The organism is Kitasatospora aureofaciens (assembly GCF_001188955.3).
GTDB lineage: Bacteria > Actinomycetota > Actinomycetes > Streptomycetales > Streptomycetaceae > Kitasatospora > Kitasatospora aureofaciens.
Map to the genome: position 1 here is coordinate 123,870 of NZ_JPRF03000016.1, position 19,421 is coordinate 143,290.

Consider the following 19,421-nt stretch of genomic DNA (forward strand, 5'->3'; position numbering starts at 1 on the left):
CCGGGCCGACCCCGGCCGAACGGACTGCGCACGGCCGCCTTCTTCGACCTCGACAAGACCATCATCGCCAAGTCGAGCGCGCTGGCTTTCAGCCGCTCCTTCTATCAGGGCGGTCTGATCAACCGTCGGGCCGTACTGCGCAGTGCGTATGCCCAGTTCGTCTTCCTGGTAGGCGGCGCGGACCACGACCAGATGGAGAAGATGCGCGAGTACCTCTCCGCGCTCACCCGGGGCTGGAACGTCCAGCAGGTCCGCGAGATCGTCGCCGAGACGCTGCACAACCTGATCGACCCGATCATCTACGACGAGGCCGCCTCGCTGATCGAACAGCACCACGCGGCCGGCCGGGACGTGGTGATCGTCAGCAGCTCCGGCTCCGAGGTGGTCGAACCGATCGGCGCGCTGCTCGGCGCGGACCACGTGATCGCGACCCGGCTCAAGGTGGAGGACGGCTGCTACACCGGCGAGATCGAGTACTACGCCTACGCCGAGAACAAGGCCGCCGCCATCCGGGAGTTGGCCGAGGCGGAGGGCTACGCCCTGGCCGAGTCCTACGCCTACAGCGACTCCTCGACCGACCTGCCGCTGCTGGAGGCGGTCGGCCACCCCTCCGCCGTCAATCCCGACCGCGCGCTGCGCAAGGAGGCGCAGGCCCGGGAGTGGCCGGTGTTGGTCTTCGACCGGCCGGTGCAACTGAGACGGCGGCTGCCCGAGTTCTCGGCGCCGAGCGGTTCGGTACTGACCGCGGTGGCGATCGGGGCGGCGGCGGTGACCGCCGGGGTCGTCTGGTACCTGGCGCGTCGGCGCAGGCCCACGACCCTGCGCCCCCGACGGAAGCCGTGATCTAGCACGAAGACCGCCAAAACGGGCAATCGACACAGACTTCTCGTTTCGGGTTCCCCTTTCGGCCGAAACGCGATACAAATGAAGCACGGCCCGCGAGACCCGGTCAGGACCGAAGAGGTCAAACCGACAACGCAGTTCAGGCCCACGGACCGCACGTACAGGTATCCGAGCACCCACATGCAGCCGACCCGCTGTCGGGCCGCCGGACCAGACGAACGGGCAGGATCCCCGTCTGATCGGCACTTCCGGTGCATGCTTGGTCACCCGGTATCTGCACCAGCGGCGGCACCCAGCAGGATCAGGTGCCGCCGCATCTTCGTGTCCGCAACGTCTTCAGCGCCCGCAGCGCCCTCGGAGCCGGCTACGCCCTCGGGGTCCGCAGCGCCTCCGAGCGAGGGCGGCCGGGCCGCTCAGGCCATGCCGCGCTGCATCGCCTCGCAGACCGCCGTGCTCTCCCGCACCCCGAGCCGCAGCGCCCGCCCGCAGTGCGCGATCCAGGCCGCCATCCCCTCGGGCGTACCCGCCAGGTAGCCCGCCAGGGCGCGGCGGTAGGTGCCGGTGCCCAGCTCGGCCAGGCCGACCTCGGCGGGGCAGATCGACTTCGGGTCGAGGCCCTCGGCAATCAGCACGATCCGCTGGGCGGCCCGCGCGATCAGCCCGTTGTGGGTGCCGAACGGCCGCAGGGCGAGCAGTTCTCCGTGCACCACCGCGGCGACCACCAGGGCCGGCGTCCCCACCCCGTGCCCCTCCGCGCGGGCCACCAGCAGCCGGGAGAGCTGGTCCAGCCGGGCCGCGACCTCCTCCGCGTCCGGGGCGGGTGGCAGCACCGGCAGCGGCCCGGTCCCGGCCTCGACCTCGACGCTCTCCACCGGCTCGAGCTCCAGTGGGAACAGTTCGTCGGCGCGCTCCCCCGCCCGGCGCGGCCGACCGGCGGCCGGGTCGGCGTCGCCGACCGCGAGCAGGTGCAGCCTGGCCAGCACCTGCAGCGGCGAGTGCCGCCAGACGCTGAGCAGCTGCCCCGCCTCGGCGGCCATGCGCAGGGCCGCGCCGACCGTGCGGGCCTCGGTGTCCAAGCCGAAGTCGGTGCGGCGCCGGACCTCCTCCAGCGGCCAGTCGGCCCCGGCCACGGCCGCCGACGCGCGGGCGCCGCGCAGCGCGGACTCGGAGGTGACCTCGGCCGCTCGGCGGCGCATCACCCGGTGGCCGTACAGCCGGTCGACGGCCTTGCGCACCTCGGCCACGGCGTCGGGCACCCCGGGGAGCTGGGCCAGCGGGGCGAGGGGATCTGTTCCAGTGCTCACCTACCCGAGAGTAATGAACGGCCCGCCCCTCCCGGAACAGCAACCCCACATCACCCGTTCGAGGCAATCCTCACTTCCCTTCCCCGGCGGGGCACAAACCCCCGCTAGCATGGCCACTATCGGAGACGATAACTATTTCCAGTTAGGGGTGTCCCACGCGCGCCCCTGAGCACGCGGCCCGCCCCCAGGGCCCAGAGCGAGAGCCGGAGCCCCAGATGAAGATCGCCTTCGTCGGCAAGGGCGGCAGCGGGAAGACCACGCTGTCCGCACTGTTCATCCGCCACCTGGCCGCCATCGGTCGGCCGGTCATCGCCGTCGACGCCGACATCAACCAGCACCTGGGCCCCGCCCTCGGCCTGACCGACGCTCAGGCGGCCGAGCTGCCCCCGCTCGGCGGGCGCCTGCCGGAGATCAAGGAGTACCTGCGCGGCAGCAACCCGCTGATCCGCTCGGCCGACGAGATGATCAAAACCACGCCGCCCGGCCGCGGTTCGCGACTGCTGCGGATCGTCGAGGAGAACCCGGTCTACGCCGCCTGCGCCCGCCCGATCGCACTGGACGAGGGCTCGGTCCGACTGCTGGCCACCGGCGCGTTCACCGAGGAGGACCTCGGGGTGGCCTGCTACCACTCCAAGGTCGGCGCGGTGGAACTGCTGCTCAACCACCTGCTGGACGGCCCGGACGAGTACCTGGTCACCGACATGACGGCAGGTTCGGACTCCTTCGCCTCCGGCCTCTTCACCCGCTTCGACCTGACCTTCCTGGTGGCCGAGCCGACCCGCAAGGGCGTCTCGGTCTACCGCCAGTACAAGGACTACGCGCGGGACTTCGCGGTCCAGCTGCGGGTGATCGGCAACAAGGTGCAGGGCCCGGACGACCTGGCCTTCCTGCGCCGCGAGGTCGGCGACGACCTGCTCACCACCTTCGGACAGTCGGACTGGGTGCGCCGGCTGGAGCAGGGCGCCGAGCCGCCGCTGAAGTCGCTGGAGCCGGCCAACCGGGCCGTGCTGGAGCAACTGCGGACCGAGGCCGAGGCTGCGTACGAGCTGCGCGACGCGCGCCGCTACACCGAGCAGGCCGTGCTCTTCCACCGGCGCAACGCGGAGAGTTGGGCAAACGCCAAGGTCGGCGTCGACCTCGCGACCCAGGTGGACGAGGGCTTCGTGCTCGGCGGGTTCCCGGGCGAGTTCACCGCCGACGGCGCGTCGGCCACTCCCGCGGGAGCCACCGCCTGACCCCAGCGCGAACGGCACCCCCACCTGCGAATTCCCGCCAGTTCGATCACCACCCAATGGGGTGAACCGGGGATTTTCCGCTTCCCGTCGGGAACGACGCCGTGCAAAGCTTTCATTACCCTCGGTTTACCGAGTCTTGACGGCCCTCCCGCGGCCCTCGGCGAGACATCCCGCGCCTCGCCCTGGCCCTCGGCGGGCCGGATGGTCGACGCCGGCCGGTGACACCCGCACTCCCCGCCGCGCCCACGCCATCCCGCCACACCGTCGCGCCCACGACAGCCGATCCGCCCCGGAGCCCGACCCCGGGCTCACCACCGGACCTGACTGCGTTCGTTCCCCCGGACAGACGGGAAGACCATGACCCTCGACATCTCCAGTGCCCCCATCGCCTCAGACACCACCGACCACGCGCCACCGGACCCCGGCCCCCGGATCCGCTGGACCCAGGACCTCTCCGCCTCCCTGGTGGTCTTCCTGATCGCCGTGCCGTTCTCCCTCGGCATCGCGCTCGCCACCGGCGCCCCGCTCACCGCCGGTCTGGCCGCCGCGGCCGTGGGCGGCATCGTGGTCGGGCTGTCCGGCGGCACCCCGCTCATGGTCAGCGGTCCCTCCGCCGCGCTGACCGTGATCACCGCCGGGCTGATCGCCCAGTACGGCTGGCGGGCCACCTGCGCCGTCACCGTCGCCGCCGGACTGCTGCAACTCCTGCTCGGCGCACGCCGGGTGGCCCGGACGGCACTCGCCGTCTCGCCCGCGATCGTGCACGGCATGCTGGCCGGAGTCGGACTCACCATCGCCCTCGCGCAGCTGCACGTCGTCCTCGGCGGCTCCCCGCAGAGCTCGGCGGTCGCCAACCTCCTGGCGCTGCCCGAGCAGTTGTCCGGTCCGCACCCACCGGCGGTGCTGGTCGGCGCGGTGACCGTGGCCGTGCTGCTGGGCTGGCCCCGGCTCGACCGACTCCCAGGCCGTGCGGGCGAGTTCGGTGCCCGTCTGGCCAAGGTGCCCGGCCCGCTGGCCGCCGTGGCGACCGCCACCGCGCTCGCCCTCGCGCTGGACCTGCGACTCGCCCACATCGAACTGCCCTCCTGGCAGCCGCAGTCTCTCGTGCCCGCACTCCCGCACGGTTCGCTCGCCGGGGTGCTCGCCGCCGCCCTCACCGTCACCGCCGTCGCGAGCGTGGAGTCGCTGCTGTCCGCCGTGGCGGTGGACCGGATGTCCCAGCGCACCGGTGACCTCGACCGCGAGCTGCGCGGACAGGGCCTCGCCAACCTGGTCAGCGGGCTGGTCGGCGGACTGCCGATCGCCGGCGGCGCCGTGCGCAGCACCGCCAACGTCCGGGCCGGCGGGCAGACCAGGTGGGCCTCGGTGCTGCACGGCGTCTGGGTACTCGCGGCCGCACTGGCGCTGGCCGGTGGGCTGCGCCGGATCCCGCTGGCCGCCCTGGCCGCCCTGGTGCTGGTGGTCGGGCTGCAGATGGTGAGCTTCGCGCACATCCGCAACGTGCACCGGCACCGCGAGTTCCCGGTCTACCTGATCACCATGCTCGCCGTGGTCGCCTTCGGCGTGCTGTGGGGTGTCGGCCTCGGCGCCGCCACCGCCGTACTGCTCGCGCTCTACCGGCTGACCCGTGCCCACGTGGACGTCGAGACCGGCCCCGACGGCTCGGTCACCGTCCACACCCATGGGCCGCTCACCTTCACCGCCGTCCCCCGGCTGAGCCGGGCGCTGGCCGGAATCCCCGAGGCCACCGAGGTCACCGTGGTGCACGACGGCTCCTTCCTGGACCACGCCGCGTACGAGACGCTGCACGACTGGCGGACGGGACACCAGGCCGCGGGCGGCCGGGTCTCGCTGGTGACGCGGCGCCAGGACGACGAGGTGCTCGATCCCGACGGCACGGTCCGCACGGGCAGCTCGCCGGGCCCGCACCGCTGCCGGGCCTGGACGCCCTGGGTCGGCCACCACTGCATCGAGCAGCAGGAGGACCCGCACGGCCGGCTGCTGGACGGCGTCCGGGTGTTCCAACAGCACACCGCCCCGTTGATCAGGCCCGAACTCGCCAGGCTGGCCCGAGAGGGGCAGACGCCCTCCCAGCTCTTCCTGACCTGCTCGGACTCGCGGATGGTGACCAGCATGATCACCAACAGCGGCCCCGGCGACCTGTTCGCCGTCCGGAACGTGGGGAACCTCGTACCAGCCCCGTTCGAGCCCGGCGCGGCGGACGACTCGGTGGCCGCCGCGGTCCAGTACGCGGTCGAGGTGCTGGAAGTGCGCTCGATCACGGTCTGCGGCCACTCCGGCTGCGGCGCGATGAAGGCCCTGCTGGACGGCGTGCACGACGAGCGCACCGGGCCGCCCACCCCGCTGGCCCGCTGGCTGCGCAACGGCCGCGGCTCACTGGACCGGCTGCGACGGGTCCCGGCCGAGTTCGCCGACCGGCCGGTGGTGGACCTCGTCGAGCAGCTCTGCATCACCAACGTGGTGCAGCAGCTGGACCAGCTGATGGCGAATCCGGCGGTGGAGCGCCGGGTAGAGGAGGGCAGCCTGCGACTGGTCGGGATGTACTTCGACTTCGCCACCGCCCAGGCCTACGTCCTCGACCGCGCCGCCGGGACGTTCAGTCCGGTCGAGGCCCGCACCGAAGCCCACGCCGGCGCCTGTGCCGAAGCCCGGCCGGACGGGCGACCTGACGAGAAGTCGGCCGAACGAGCGGGAAAGGACGGCCGGGTTCCCGTCGACGGCGGCGAGGACGGGCCCCAGCTGGCCGCCTGAGAGCCGGGCCCGTGTCCCCGCCGGGCGGGCCGGGGCGCGGGCCCCCCGGCCGCCGTGCGGTCCGCCGCCCCGCGCGGCGGACCGCACGGCCGGTCGTTCGATCTTCGGTCATAGGTCTACACCAATTCCAAGGAGCCTCTTGTCAACTGACCCGTTCGCCTGGTGAGCTTGTGCGCTGGGACACACGGGACAATCCCCACGCACGGGATCGCCCCAGATCATGACTCGATGAGGAGTGCGCGTTGAGCAACGAGAGCCTGGCCAACCTGCTCAAGGAGGAGCGGCGTTTCGCCCCGCCGACAGAGCTCGCCGCGGCCGCCAACGTCACCGCGGCCGCGTACGCTCAGGCCTCCGAGGACCGGCTGGGCTTCTGGGCCGAGCAGGCCCGCCGCCTCAGCTGGGCCGTCGAGCCGACCGAGACGCTCGACTGGTCCAACCCGCCCTTCGCCAAGTGGTTCGCCGACGGCAAGCTCAACGTGGCCTACAACTGCGTGGACCGCCACGTCGAGAACGGCCTCGGCGACCGGGTCGCCATCCACTTCGAGGGCGAGCCCGGCGACAGCCGCTCGATCACCTACGCCCAGCTCAAGGACGAGGTCTCGCAGGCCGCCAACGCGCTGCTGGAGCTCGGCGTCCGCAAGGGCGACCGGGTGGCGGTCTACCTGCCGATGATCGCCGAGGCGGTCGTCGCGATGCTCGCCTGCGCCCGGATCGGCGCCACCCACTCGGTGGTCTTCGGCGGCTTCTCCTCCGACGCCGTCGCCTCCCGCATCCAGGACGCCCAGGCCAAGCTCGTCATCACCGCCGACGGCGGCTACCGGCGCGGCAAGCCCTCCGCCCTCAAGCCGGCCATCGACGAGGCGCTCACCAAGGTCGAGGGCGTCGACCACGTCCTGGTGATCCGCCGCACCGAGCAGGAGATCCCCTGGACCGAGGGCCGCGACGTCTGGTGGCACGAGATCACCGCGCGCCAGTCCACCGAGCACACCCCCGAGGCGCACGAGGCCGAGCACCCGCTGTTCATCCTCTACACCTCGGGCACCACCGGTAAGCCCAAGGGCATCCTGCACACCTCGGGCGGCTACCTCACCCAGACCAGCTACACCCACCACGCGGTCTTCGACCTCAAGCCGGAGACCGACGTCTACTGGTGCACCGCCGACATCGGCTGGGTCACCGGCCACTCGTACATCGTCTACGGCCCGCTCTCCAACGGCGCCACCCAGGTCATCTACGAGGGCACCCCGGACACCCCGCACCAGGGCCGGTTCTGGGAGATCGTCCAGAAGTACGGAGTGACGATCCTCTACACCGCACCGACCGCGATCCGTACCTTCATGAAGTGGGGTGACGACATCCCCGCGAAGTTCGACCTGTCCTCGCTGCGGGTGCTGGGCAGCGTCGGCGAGCCGATCAACCCCGAGGCGTGGATCTGGTACCGCGAGCACATCGGCGGCGGCAAGTGCCCGATCGTGGACACCTGGTGGCAGACCGAGACCGGCGCCGTCATGATCAGCCCGCTTCCGGGCGTCACCGAGACCAAGCCGGGCTCGGCCCAGCGCGCCCTGCCGGGCATCGCGGCCACCGTGGTGGACGACGAGGCCAACGAGGTCCCCAACGGCTCCGGCGGCTACCTCGTGCTCACCGAGCCGTGGCCGTCCATGCTCCGCACCATCTGGGGCGACGACCAGCGCTACATCGACACCTACTGGTCGCGCTTCCAGGGCCGTTACTTCGCCGGTGACGGCGCCAAGAAGGACGAGGACGGCGACATCTGGCTGCTCGGCCGGGTGGACGACGTCATGCTGGTCTCGGGCCACAACATCTCCACCACCGAGGTCGAGTCCGCCCTGGTCGGCCACCCGTCCGTGGCCGAGTCCGCCGTGGTCGGCGCCGCTGACGTCACCACCGGCCAGGCCATCGTCGCCTTCGTGATCCTGCGCGGCGGCATCGCCGAGAGCCCCGAGCTGGTCGAGGAGCTGCGGGCGCACGTCGGCCGCACGCTCGGCCCGATCGCCAAGCCGAAGCAGATCAAGGTGGTCGGCGAGCTGCCGAAGACCCGCTCCGGCAAGATCATGCGCCGCCTGCTGCGCGACATCGCCGAGGGCCGCGAGGTCGGTGACACCACCACCCTCGCCGACAGTACGGTGATGAGCCAGATCCAGGCCCAGCTGCCGCCGAACGGCGACAACGGCTGAGTGCGGCGCTGACGACGGAGCGCGCAGCGGGCTCGGCGCGCTGAAGCCGTGACGGGGCCCGGGCGGTGTTCACCGCCCGGGCCCCTTCGTCATGCCCGCAGACGGTGTGACACCCGGGCGACGGGCAGGTCGTCGTAGCGCGGCCCAGCTGCGCGGCCCAGCTGCGCCGCCCGACCGCGGTGCCCGACCGCGTTGGGCGACCGCGGTCCGAGCGGTCCGCAGCCGGGCTTGGAGTAGCGCACCTGGAGGCCCGGCGTCTCCCGGACGGGGGCGGCGGCTGCGGCCGATGACAGGGGGGCGTTCACCCGACTGCGCGCGGCCCGGGCTGTTCGGGCGACGGTCCACTGCTACTCGGGAGTGCAGAACCGTCCCGCAGGGCTTAAGTCCTTTAACAGGACGATCCCGATGTCACCCGAAAAGTCCCGTTAGACTGCTAAGGACGCATCAAGATCCTTGAGCAGGAGTCGCGGGCGTCAGAGGGCGCGCCGGGAAGTCTGGTCGGCAACTGCACCACCCGTGCATCCGTCGCCGCTCCCCGCCCCAGGAGGTCCCACGTGACCGACCAGCCGCCCGTCCACGAGCCGACGACCCGCCGCCAGCAGTTCCTCGGCCGGCTGTCACTGCCCGAGCGCACCTTCATCACCGACGCCCTGCGCACCGAGACGGTCGGCGGCATGCTGCTGCTGACCGCCGCCGTGGTCGCCCTGATCTGGGCCAACGTCTGGCCGCACTCGTACGAGAGCGTGCTCGACTACCGGATCGGCCCGTCCGCCCCACTCCATCTCGACCTCACCCTGGCCACCTGGGCCAAGGACGGCCTGCTGACGATCTTCTTCTTCGTGGCCGGCATCGAACTCAAGCGCGAGTTCGTCGCGGGCGAGCTGCGCACCCCGAGCGCCGCACTGCTGCCGGTGGTCGCCGCCGTCTGCGGCGTCGCCATGCCCGCGGTCCTGTTCGCCCTGGTGAACTCCGGCAGCGGCGGACACCCAGGCGGCTGGGCCATCCCGACCGCCACCGACATCGCCTTCGCGCTCGGTGTGCTCGCCGTGGTCGGCAGCCACCTCCCCTCGGCGCTGCGCGCCTTCCTGCTCACCCTGGCCGTGGTGGACGACCTGATCGCGATCCTGATCATCGCGATCTTCTACAGCTCCGGGATCAAGTTCTGGGCGCTCGGCCTGGCCTTCGCCGGCCTGGTCCTGTTCTGGTTCCTGCACCGGCGCGGGGTGAAGGGCTGGTACCTGTTCGTACCGCTGGCCGTCGTGGTCTGGGCGCTGATGCACGAGAGCGGCGTCCACGCCACCGTGGCGGGCGTCGCGATGGGCCTGATGCTGCGCTGCCACCGGGAGGGCGACGAGAAGCACTCCCCCGGCGAGCACATCGAGCACCTGGTCCGCCCGCTCTCGGCCGGGCTGGCCGTCCCGGTGTTCGCGCTGTTCTCGGCCGGGGTGACGATCTCCGTCCCGGCGCTGCGCGAGGTCTTCACCCAGGCCACTCCGCTCGGCATCGTGACCGGTCTGCTGGTCGGCAAGACGGTGGGCATCTTCGGCGGCACCTGGCTGGCTGCCCGGTTCACCCGGGCCGAGCTGAACCCGCGGCTCAAGTGGGCCGACCTGTTCGCCGTCTCGGTGCTCGCCGGGATCGGCTTCACCGTCTCGCTGCTGATCAGCGAACTGGCCTTCCCCCACGACCTGGCGCTCGCCGACCGCTCCAAGACCGCCGTCCTGGTCGGCTCGCTGCTCTGCGCGACGATCGCCACCGTGCTGCTGAAGCTGCGCACCCGGCACTACCGCACGCTGTGCGAGGAGGAGGACCAGGACGCGGACGGCGGCGTGGGCGGCAGCGTGGACGGCGACGGCGTGCCGGATGTCCGCCAGCAGGACGAACCGGCCCGGCGCCTGCCCCGCGAGGGGTTCGGAGGCGACGGCTGAAGCCCTTCCGGAGGGGTCCAGCACGCCTTCCGAAGCCAGGACACGTCCCTCCGCCGGGGCCCCGGAGTGGTGTCCGACTGACCGGTAGGGGCATGATTCTGAGCTGTCGACACACCACTGACGCCTCCGGATCCCCCACCGGCACCGGAAACCGCACACCGCGACGGCGTCACGCCGCAACAGCTGCAGAGGAGAACCGCTGATGCCCACAGGAGCCGCAGACCCGTCCAGCAACGGCCGGGCGCCCTACGAGGGTGAGCGTTCGGTGGGGCAGCTGTTCGCGGCGGCCACCGCCGACCTGTCCTCGCTGGTCCACGACGAGATCGCGCTCGCCAAGGCCGAGATCAAGACGGATGTCAAGCGCGGCGCCGCCGGCAGCATCTTCTTCGTCGTGGCCGGCGTGATCGGCCTGGCAGGCATTCCGATGGCGAGCATCGCGATCGCCTTCTTCTTCCACTGGCTGGGTGTGCCGCTGGGCTGGTCGTTCGCGATCTCGTTCGCCCTCCACGTGTTCGTCGCGGCGCTGGTCGGCTTCGTGGCCGTGCGCATCTTCAAGAAGGTGACCAAGCCGGAGCGCACCATCGAGGGCGTCCAGAAGACCGCCGAGGTGCTGAAGAACGCCCGGCCGCGGCCGGCCACCCAGGAGGAGATCGACCGGGGTCTGGGCCGTATCCCGTAACCGCGGGAGGGGCGCTCGAACCCGCCGAGAGCGAGTGCCGGGCACGTGTCCGGCTCGCGGATGTGACACGCTCTCGGTATGCCGCTCGACCAGACGCCCGTGACCGCGCAGCCGTCCGCCGACTCCGTCCCCGACGTCGGCCCCGGCACCGTCCCCGGCACCGTCCCCGGCACCGTCCCCGGGCCGGCCGCCGAGCGGCACGGCGAGGGCGCTGCCGAGGCCTGGAACATCCGGCAGTCCGGCCCGTGGGGGCACCGCGACCTCGCGGCCAACGGCGCCCGTTTCCACATCACCGAGCTGGGTTCCGGCCCGCTGGTGCTGCTAGTGCACGGCTGGCCCGAGTACTGGTGGGCCTGGCGCCACCAACTGACCGCGCTGGCCGCGGCCGGCTACCGCGCGGTGGCGCTCGACCTGCGGGGCATCGGCGGCAGCGACCGCACCCCGCGCGGGTACGACCCGGGCAACCTCGCCCTGGACATCACCGGCGTGATCCGCTCGCTCGGCGAGCGCCGGGCACACCTGGTCGGGCACGCCTCCGGTGGCACCCTGGCCTGGGTGGCGGCGGTGATGCGCCCGTCGGTGATCCAGAGCCTCACCGTGGTCTCCGCGGCGCACCCCCGGGACCTGCGCCGGGCGCTGCTGACGGACCGCAAGCAGATGGCCGCCTTCGACCACGTGCTGGGCTTCCAACGGCCGTGGATACCGGAACGCCGCCTGGTCGCCGACGACGCCGCGCTGGTCGGCCGCTACCTGGACGAGTGGACCGGGCCGAACAAGCTGGACGAGGCGGCCGTGCACGCGTACCGGCAGGCCATCCAGATCCCCAGCACCGCGCACTGCTCGATCGAGCCGTACCGCTGGCTGCTGCGCTCGATGGCGCGCCCGGACGGCATCCAGTTCGCCCGGCGGATGAAGAAGCCGATCACCGCGCCGACCCTGCACGTCCAGGGCGCCTCGGACCCGGTGCTGCTGCCGCACACCGCGCTGGGCGGCGGCGAGTACGTGGCGGCGCCGTACCGCTGGCGGCTGATGCCGGGGGTGGGGCACTTCCCGCACGAGGAGGCGCCGGAGGAGTTCACCGCCGAGCTGCTGGACTGGGTCGGCCGCCACAAGGAGTGACGCCCGGAGGGTCCGCCGGACGGTCTCCGCGACGGGATCGGACGGCCCAACTCCCTTAATGTTGTGCTCATATGACAAACGCATAGGCCAGTTCTGGCGAGCCCGGGCGGTTACTCCCACCGGCCCAGGGGCATCCATTCCGGTATGACCTGGATGCCCGATCGCGACGACGCCCCGCGCGGCCGACGCCACAACAGTCCCCAGCGCTCCGCACACCGCCCCGACCGGGCGGACGACCTCGGCTTCGACGGCCTCGACCGCCGTCAGCGCGGGGTGCAACGGCAGATGGGCATCCGGCGCATCCTCGGCCGGCGCGCCCGGTGGGTGGGCGCACGACTGCGGCGCGAGACCTGAGGCCCCGCGCCGCTCCGGCGGTCCGGACGACGGCCGATCAGCCAGCCGGCCGGTCAGTCGGACGACGGCCGGTCAGCCGGTCAGCCGGTCAGTTCACGATCTGCGGCGACAGCGCGGTGAACCAGAGCAGGACGAAGGTCGCCACCGACATGATCGGCACCAGCACCTTGGTCTCGACGCTGTTGCCGCTGCGCTTGATCAGCACGATCTCGTAGCGCTCCTTGTGCGGCCACAGCAGCGGCGCGCCCTTCTTGGTCAGGCAGTCGCCCAGCAGGTGCGCCAGCGTGCCCAGTCCGACCGCGTACGGCAGCCAGCCGGGCGAGTTGGGCATCCAGGTGTTCATCCCGAAGGTGCCGAGCGCGGCCAGGCCTATGACGGTGATCCACGCCTCCGGCCCGTTGCTCGGCGGGCAGAGCCGCAGTGCGCGGATCGCCAGCGCCAGTAGGAAGAACGTCACCGAAAGGGTGAAGTAGCGGCCCAGGAAGGTGACGCCCGCCCAGGTGCCGCCGCCCATCAGCGCGACGAAGAGCAGCGAGTGGGTGGCGTGCCGGTGGCCGCCGGAGGCCCAGGCCACGAAGCGGCAGAGCGCCTTCGAGACCGGGCCGAGGAAGTTGGCGATCGAACCGTCGTGGTGGTCGAGGTCCGGCAGCAGCGCCGCGCCCGCGCACAGCACCGTGCCCATCAGTATGTCCGCCGGCTGCAGCGTGGTGTGCAGCAGCAGCGGGGGCAGGAACGGAGCCGAGGCCGCGTACAGCATCGCCCCGCTCACCGCATGTGAATGACCCATCATCGGACTGCCACGACCTCCCGTTGACTCACTCCGGGACGGCAACCCGGTTGAGCCGAACGGGTGAGCGCGGCCGAGGCTACCAGGGCGGACTGACGGTACGACGGATCCCGCACCGGCCGCCGCCGCGAGTCGACGAGAGGTCAGAGCGCGCAACCCTGGGTGTCCACCCTGGCGCTCGCACTCCCGCCCGCCGTCGCGTCCTCGCGCACCTCGGCCGAGGTCAGCACGTACCCGGTGTCGGCGCTGTCCAGGGACTTGGCGAAGACCACGCCGTACACCTGGCCGTCCGGGGTGAGCAGCGGGCCGCCGCTGTTGCCCTGGCGGACCAGCGAGCGGACCGAGTAGACGTCGCGCACCACCTGGCCGCGGTGGTAGATGTCCGGGCCGTTGGCCTGGATACGGCCGCGGATGCGGGCGGGCTGGACGTTGAAGGCCCCGTTCTCCGGGAAGCCCGCGACGATCGCGCTGTCGTTGGTCCGCGCCTCGCCCGCGAAGGTCAGCGGGGGCGCGTTCAGCTTGGGCACGTCCAGGACGGCGATGTCGCGCTGCCAGTCGTAGCGGACCACCGTGGCGTCGTAGAGCTGGCCGACGCCGCCGATCTGCACGGTCGGCTCGTCGACGCCGCCCACCACGTGGGCGTTGGTCATCACCCGGTGCGGGGCGAAGACGAAGCCGCTGCCCTCCAGGGTCTTGCCGCAGGAGGTCGCGGTGCCGACCACCTTGACCAGGCTCTGCCGGGCCTTGGCCACCGCCGGGCTGTTGGCCAGCGCCGGGTCGGGGGTGTCGACCTGGGTGATCGGCTCGTGCTCGAAGGGGTTGAAGACCTGGGGGAAGCCGTTGCGGGCGAGCACCTTGGAGAAGTCGGAGAACCAGTTCGGCGCGTCGCCGGGCAGCGCGTCCTGGACGCCGCCGAGGATCGCCGAGGTCCGGACCTGCTTGGAGACCGTCGGCAGGGACGTCCCGGCCAGCGCGGAGCCGATCAGCCAGGCCACCAGCAGCATCGAGATCACGTTGACCACCGCACCGCCGGAGGCGTCCAGCAGCCGGGCCGGGCGGCGGTCGATGTGGCCGCGCAGCTTCCAGCCGAAGTGGGCGGTGACCGCCTGGCCGATCGCGGCGCAGACGATCACCACCACGACGGCCACCACCGAGGCGGTGGTGCCGGGGCTGAGGTGGTCGAGCAGCAGCGGCAGCAGCTGGACGGCCAGCAGGCCGCCGCCGAGGAAGCCGACGAGTGAGAGGACGCCCACCACGAAGCCCTGCCGGTAGCCCGAAACGGCGAATCCGACAGCGGCGAGGATCAGCAGCACATCCAGGACGTTCACCCCGACACCCTCCCACGCTTCGCGACCGTGTCGCGCCGACGGTGCGTCACGAGCTGCCGGCGTCGCCGCCCGGCAGGGCACGGGAGTGCTCGAGGTCACCCTGGACGAGCGCGAGCGCGTCGTCCGAGAGGTCGACGATCCGGGACGGGTCCCAGGGCAGCTCCAGCCCGCTGTGGTGCAGCACCCGGTCGATCACCCCGGCGGTGAACCCCCAGACCAGCCGCCCGGCGACCGCGAAGGCCGGACCGACGTGCCCGGACGGGTGCCGCAGCCGGACCCGGTTCGCCGGGTCGGCGAGGTCGGCGATCGTCACCCGGAACACCGCGCCGGTCTCGCCCTGGTCCACGGGGTGGACCGGCGACTCCTCGCGCCACCAGCCCAGCACCGGGGTCACCACGAAGCTGCTCACCGGGATGTACAGCCGGGGCAGCGCGGCGAAGACCTGCACCCCGGCCGGGTCCAGGCCGGTCTCCTCCCAGGCCTCGCGCAGCGCCGCCGCGATCGGGCCGGGACCGTCCGGGTCGCCGTCCTCCGGATCCAGCGCGCCGCCCGGGAAGGACGGCTGGCCGGCGTGCGAGCGCAGCGAGCGGGCCCGCTCGATCAGCAGCAGGTCCGGCCCGTCCGGGCCCTCGCCGAACAGCATCAGCACGGCCGCCGCCCGGCCGCCCTCGCGCGGCGGCAGGAAACGGCTCAGCTGCTCCGGCAGCACCCGCTCGGCCGCGTCCCGGACCGGCTCCAGCCAGCCCGGCAGGCCGCTCCGCTCGATGGCTCCCTTGATCACGTGTCCACCCCCAGGTCGGCGACCCGGCCTTGGTGGGCGGCCGCGTCGGCGCGGGCGGCGGCCTCGCCGGGGAAGTCCGACGGCGGCTTCAACCGCTGGCCGGGCTGACCGCCCATCTCGTACTTGAGCAGCTTGCGGGCCTTCTCCGGGTCCAGCTCGCCCTCCCCGTACGCGGGGCAGAGCGGGGCGATCGGGCAGGCCCCGCAGGCGGGCTTCTGGGAGTGGCAGATCCGGCGGCCGTGGAAGACCACGCGGTGCGAGAGCATCGTCCACTCCGACTTCGGGAAGATCTCGGCGACGGCCAGCTCGACCTTCACCGGATCCTCCTCGGTGGTCCAGCCGAACCGGCGGGCCAGCCGCCCGAAGTGGGTGTCCACGGTGATGCCGGGAACACCGAAGGCGTTGCCGAGCACCACGTTGGCGGTCTTGCGGCCGACGCCGGGCAGGGTCACCAGGTCGGCCAGCCGGCCGGGGACCTCGCCGCCGAACTCGTCGCGCAGCGCGGTGGAGAGGCCGATCAGCGCCTTCGCCTTGTTCCGGAAGAAGCCGGTGGGGCGGATGACCTCCTCCAGCTCCTCCGGGTTCGCCGCCGCCATGTCCTCGGGCGTCGGGTACTTCGCGAACAGCGCCGGGGTGGTCTGGTTCACCCGCAGGTCGGTGGTCTGCGCCGACAGCACGGTGGCCACCAGCAGCTGGAACGGGTTCTCGAAGTCCAGCTCCGGGTGGGCGTACGGGTACAGCTCCGCCAGCTCGCGATTGATCCGCCGGGCCCGCCGCACCATCGCCAGGTGCGACTCCGGTTTCCTCGGCTTCACGGGCGGCTTCGCGGCCGCCTTCGCAGTCGGCTTCGCAGTCGCCTTCACGTCCGGTTTCGCAGCCTGCTTCACGTCCGGCTTCACGTCCGGCTTCGCGGCCGACGTCACGGCCTGCTTCGCGGCCGGCTCGGTCGCGGTCTTCCGGGCCTTGCTCTCTGCCATGCACGAAGGCTACGCCGAGCGGCGGACCGCTCGGGACCGATCAAGGACGTAAAAAGGGCCTGCCGGGGCGGCTGTTGTGTAGTGGGGGCGGTCCGGCTGGTGGGAGAGCGGATGATCAGGGTCCTGTCGGCCGAGGACGTGACCATCGTGCGACAGGGGCTGGTCGCCCTGCTCGGGTACGAGGCCGACCTGGTGGTCGTCGCCGACGTCGAGCGCGGGGACGAAGTGGTGCCGGCCGCGCTGCGGACCGGGCCGGACGTCGCGGTGATCGACATCGATCTGCCCGGACCGGACGGGCTTCGCGCGGCGGCCGAGCTGCGCGAGCGGCTCCCGGCGTGCCGCACTCCTCGCCGGACAGCCGCGGCCCGCCGAACTGCGCCGGGCGCTGGCGGCCGGGGTGCCCGGCCTCCTCGGGAAGGACGTGCCGGCCGAGGAGTTGGCGGCCGCGACCCGACGGGGGGCCGCCGGGGAGCGGGTCGTCGACCCGGAACTCGCCGTGGCCGCGCCGGGGTGCGGGAGAACCCGCTGACGCCCCGTGAGGCCGAGGTTCTGCGGCCGGCGGCGCAGGGCGCGACCGTCACCCAGATCGCCGCCCGGTTGGTCCTCTCCACCGGCACCGCGCGCAACCACCTGGCGGCCGCGGTGGCCGAGCCCGGCGGGCGCAGCCGGGTTGGACGCGGTCCGGATCGCCGGGGAGCCGGGCGGGATCAACCGGCGGTGGTCCGGCCTGTGGCCGGCACCGAGGCGGCGAAGGAGCCGACCGCCGGCAGGAGGGCGATGCCCCGGGTGCCGCGGGCCATCGGATCCGGTCGGCGGGTGTTCACCGCAGCGAGCGGCCGATGGTGCCCTCAAGGGTGTTGAGCAGGCCCGCCAGGGCCTCGGCGAGGCGGTCCTGCTCGTCGGGGGTGAGCCCGGAGAGCAGGACGCGGTCGTAGGCGACGAGCTCCTGGACCAGGCCGTCGACCAGCTCCCGCCCGGCGTCGGTGAGCGAGAGGTGGGCGACCCGGCGGTCCCGTTCGTCGGTGCGGCGGCTGACCAGTCCGCGCTCCTCCAGCAGCCGCAGGCGCTTGGTGACGGCGGCACCGGAGGCGAAGCTCTCCCGGGCCAGCTGGGTGGGCGTCAGCTCGGCGTCAACCCGGCGCAGGGCGCCGAGGATGTCGAACTCGGCGCGGGTGAGGCCGGCCCGGGTGAGCGGGTCGGGGGTCTGCTGGAGGAGCGCGGCGCAGCGGTTGATCCGGCCGAGGACGGCGATCGGGCCGGTGTCCAGGCCCGGATAGGCGCGCTCCCACTGGCGCAGCACACCTGCGACGACGTCCTCCACGTGCGCTGCTCCCGTTCCGCGACCGACCGTCCGTCGATCCTAGGGTCTGGCGCCGCGCCGCTCCAGAAGGGCCGCCAGGAGGTGGTGGGCGTGCTGTTCGGTGTCGGCGGTGCGCTGGTGCGGGAGGGCTGGACGGCGCCACTCGCCGGTGGCGGCGTCGGCGGCCTCGCGCAGCTCCAGCAGGGCGGTGGCCAGTCCACTGCGGACCGCCGCGGCCTCGGAACCGACGGCCGCGTCGGCTGCGGCCACCCGGGCCTCGCGGGTGGCGGTCTCGGCTCCGGTCAGGGCGCGGGACAGCCGGGTGGCGGCGCGGCGGTTGGTGACCAGAAGACAGGCGGCGAGGCCGGTGAGCGCGCCCACGCAGGTGTCCAGCCACCGGTCGGCGACCAGGGTCCGGGCGGGCTGGAGGCCCGCGAACTCGGTCATCAGCAGGGCCATCGGGGTGACGAAGACGGTGGCCAGCCAGTAGCTGCGGGCGATCGTCGCCTCGGCGCCGAACTGGCACAGCAGCCCCAGCCCGATCATGGCCGGCTGTCCCGAGTGGGCGAGGGGCAGTACGGCGGTGAACACCGCCAGGCCGATCAGGTTGCCCAGCACCCGCTGCAGCGCGCGATGCCAGGAGAGCGTGCTGTTGGCCTGGAACACCGAGGCCGCGGTGACCACCGCCCAGTACGGACGGCCGACGCCGAACGCCAGCGAGAGCCACCCGGCGGCGGCACAACCGACCGCGACCCTCAGGCCGATCGGCAGCAGCGCGGAGCCGGGGCGCAGGGCCTGGCGCAGCGAGGGGCGGGGGCCGGGGCGGTGGGCGCGCAGTTCGGCGGCCTCGGCCTCGGTGAGGTCGAGCAGCGGCAGCGGGCGGCCCCGGCGCAGGTCACGGGCCCAGGCCGTGTACCGCTCGGCGGCAGCGGCAGCGGATTCGGCGGCCGATTCGGTCGTCGATTCGGTCGTCGATTCGGTCGTCGATTCGGTCACCGATTCGGCGGCCGGACCGGCGGGCGCGGCCAGGGCCGACTCCGCGTGGACGAGCAGCCGCTCGGGCGCGTCGCCGAGCGCGCGCCACCGGGCCGGGGAGGAGAGGGCGAGGCTCTGCCGGGCCGCGTCGACCGCGCCGACCAGGGCGGTGCGGGCGGCCGCGTCGGGGGTGCCGGGCGCGCTGCGGGCCAGCCGGGCGGCGGCCTCCAGCGCGCGGGCCGTGGCGATCCGCTCGGGCCCGTACGGGCGCAGCAGCGCGGGGGCCATCCCGACCAGCCAGGCGAGTGCGGCGCCGAGTGCGGTGAGCGCCAGGTGCGGCGGGAGGTCGGCGGGGCGCTGGGGGACGAAGGCGCAGCTGGCGCTGGTGAAGGTGATGATCAGGCTGCCGGGCGGGCCGATCCGGGCGGCGTCGCAGCCCAGCTTGTGCAGCGCGGCGAGCCCGGCCGCCACCGCGACCAGCACCACGGCGTCCCGGGTCAGTGCGGCGGCGGTGAGGGCGGCGGCGGTGCTGAGCACGGTGCCGAGCAGCACGCCGGCCAGGGTCCGGGCCCGGGCGCGGTAGGGCAGGCCGTGGCCGTACAGCGCGCCGAGGCCGCCGGCCGAGGTGTAGAGCGCGAGGTCGAGCCGGCCGAGGGCGAGCAGGGTGAGGTTGAGGACGCCGAGGGTCGCCACGGCGCTGAGCGCGGGTTTGTGCCAGATGTCCCCGGGCGGGCCGACCCGGAGTGCCTGTCGGAACTGGAGGGCTGTGGCCATGGAAAAAGATTAGCAGGTAATTTACCTGTGAATCATCTGCCATGACAGGTCGGGAAAAATATTTCTC

General features: G+C 72.8%; 15 protein-coding genes and 1 pseudogene. 9 read left to right on the top strand and 7 right to left on the bottom strand.

The window, feature by feature from the left end:
- Positions 1–24 precede the first annotated feature (24 nt).
- Complete coding sequence (locus HS99_RS09495; protein WP_030288083.1) at positions 25–843, top strand: HAD family hydrolase; 819 nt, start codon at positions 25–27, stop codon at positions 841–843.
- Between the two features lie 413 nt (positions 844–1,256).
- Here the strand turns inward: HS99_RS09495 and HS99_RS09500 are convergent, their stop codons facing one another.
- Positions 1,257–2,147, bottom strand: a complete 891-nt coding sequence (locus tag HS99_RS09500; protein ID WP_078938823.1) for a Fic family protein — start codon at positions 2,145–2,147, stop codon at positions 1,257–1,259.
- A gap of 215 nt (positions 2,148–2,362) precedes the next feature.
- Between HS99_RS09500 and HS99_RS09505 the strand changes: the two genes are divergently transcribed.
- The 7 genes from HS99_RS09505 (at position 2,363) to HS99_RS09535 (ending at position 12,432) form a co-directional block, all read left to right on the top strand.
- Complete coding sequence (locus tag HS99_RS09505; protein WP_030288088.1) at positions 2,363–3,382, top strand: ATP-binding protein; 1,020 nt, start codon at positions 2,363–2,365, stop codon at positions 3,380–3,382.
- 357 nt (positions 3,383–3,739) lie between these two features.
- Positions 3,740–6,154, top strand: coding sequence for a SulP family inorganic anion transporter (locus HS99_RS09510; protein WP_078938824.1), 2,415 nt, complete (start codon positions 3,740–3,742; stop codon positions 6,152–6,154).
- A 242-nt stretch (positions 6,155–6,396) separates the two neighbouring features.
- A complete protein-coding gene (gene acs / locus HS99_RS09515; RefSeq protein ID WP_063737817.1) occupies positions 6,397–8,352 on the top strand; it encodes an acetate--CoA ligase in 1,956 nt (651 codons plus the stop codon).
- A 554-nt stretch (positions 8,353–8,906) separates the two neighbouring features.
- Positions 8,907–10,280, top strand: coding sequence for a Na+/H+ antiporter NhaA (gene nhaA, locus HS99_RS09520; RefSeq protein ID WP_046385981.1), 1,374 nt, complete (start codon positions 8,907–8,909; stop codon positions 10,278–10,280).
- Positions 10,281–10,482: 202 nt separating this feature from the next.
- A complete protein-coding gene (locus tag HS99_RS09525) occupies positions 10,483–10,959 on the top strand; it encodes a phage holin family protein (protein WP_030557840.1) in 477 nt (158 codons plus the stop codon).
- Positions 10,960–11,037: 78 nt separating this feature from the next.
- On the top strand, positions 11,038–12,078 hold the full coding sequence (locus tag HS99_RS09530) for an alpha/beta fold hydrolase (RefSeq protein ID WP_078938690.1): 1,041 nt from the start codon (positions 11,038–11,040) through the stop codon (positions 12,076–12,078).
- Positions 12,079–12,222: 144 nt separating this feature from the next.
- Positions 12,223–12,432, top strand: a complete 210-nt coding sequence (locus HS99_RS09535) for a hypothetical protein (protein WP_030288100.1) — start codon at positions 12,223–12,225, stop codon at positions 12,430–12,432.
- Between the two features lie 88 nt (positions 12,433–12,520).
- Here HS99_RS09535 and HS99_RS09540 read toward each other — a convergent pair whose 3' ends face one another.
- The 4 genes from HS99_RS09540 to nth form a co-directional block, all read right to left on the bottom strand.
- Positions 12,521–13,222, bottom strand: a complete 702-nt coding sequence (locus HS99_RS09540) for a metal-dependent hydrolase (RefSeq protein ID WP_030557838.1) — start codon at positions 13,220–13,222, stop codon at positions 12,521–12,523.
- Between the two features lie 140 nt (positions 13,223–13,362).
- A complete protein-coding gene (locus HS99_RS09545; protein WP_030288103.1) occupies positions 13,363–14,547 on the bottom strand; it encodes a MarP family serine protease in 1,185 nt (394 codons plus the stop codon).
- 46 nt (positions 14,548–14,593) lie between these two features.
- A complete protein-coding gene (locus HS99_RS09550) occupies positions 14,594–15,328 on the bottom strand; it encodes an NUDIX hydrolase (protein WP_046385980.1) in 735 nt (244 codons plus the stop codon).
- Positions 15,325–16,305 carry an endonuclease III gene (gene nth / locus HS99_RS09555; protein ID WP_078938689.1) on the bottom strand — a complete coding sequence of 327 codons (981 nt, stop codon included), beginning with the start codon at positions 16,303–16,305 and terminating at the stop codon, positions 15,325–15,327. The genes HS99_RS09550 and nth overlap by 4 nt, the downstream gene beginning before the upstream one ends.
- 111 nt (positions 16,306–16,416) lie before the next feature.
- Here nth and HS99_RS40885 point away from each other — a divergent pair.
- Positions 16,417–17,008 (top strand): annotated as a pseudogene (locus HS99_RS40885) (response regulator transcription factor); the annotation flags it as partial.
- Between the two features lie 117 nt (positions 17,009–17,125).
- On the opposite strand, the gene HS99_RS09560 reads toward HS99_RS40885, so the two are convergent.
- Positions 17,126–17,626, bottom strand: a complete 501-nt coding sequence (locus HS99_RS09560) for a MarR family winged helix-turn-helix transcriptional regulator (protein WP_030288107.1) — start codon at positions 17,624–17,626, stop codon at positions 17,126–17,128.
- Positions 17,627–17,665: 39 nt separating this feature from the next.
- A complete protein-coding gene (locus HS99_RS09565) occupies positions 17,666–19,354 on the bottom strand; it encodes an FUSC family protein (protein WP_030598964.1) in 1,689 nt (562 codons plus the stop codon).
- Positions 19,355–19,421 lie beyond the last annotated feature (67 nt).

What these genes read in the sequence shown, in the direction of transcription:
- HS99_RS09565 (WP_030598964.1), bottom strand. Translation starts at nt 19,354, where the DNA reads ATGGCCACAGCCCTCCAGTTCCGACAGGCACTCCGGGTCGGCCCGCCC.
- HS99_RS09505 (WP_030288088.1), top strand. Translation starts at nt 2,363, where the DNA reads ATGAAGATCGCCTTCGTCGGCAAGGGCGGCAGCGGGAAGACCACGCTG.
- nth (WP_078938689.1), bottom strand. Translation starts at nt 16,305, where the DNA reads ATGGCAGAGAGCAAGGCCCGGAAGACCGCGACCGAGCCGGCCGCGAAG.
- HS99_RS09525 (WP_030557840.1), top strand. Translation starts at nt 10,483, where the DNA reads ATGCCCACAGGAGCCGCAGACCCGTCCAGCAACGGCCGGGCGCCCTAC.
- HS99_RS09510 (WP_078938824.1), top strand. Translation starts at nt 3,740, where the DNA reads ATGACCCTCGACATCTCCAGTGCCCCCATCGCCTCAGACACCACCGAC.
- HS99_RS09530 (WP_078938690.1), top strand. Translation starts at nt 11,038, where the DNA reads ATGCCGCTCGACCAGACGCCCGTGACCGCGCAGCCGTCCGCCGACTCC.
- HS99_RS09535 (WP_030288100.1), top strand. Translation starts at nt 12,223, where the DNA reads ATGACCTGGATGCCCGATCGCGACGACGCCCCGCGCGGCCGACGCCAC.
- HS99_RS09540 (WP_030557838.1), bottom strand. Translation starts at nt 13,222, where the DNA reads ATGATGGGTCATTCACATGCGGTGAGCGGGGCGATGCTGTACGCGGCC.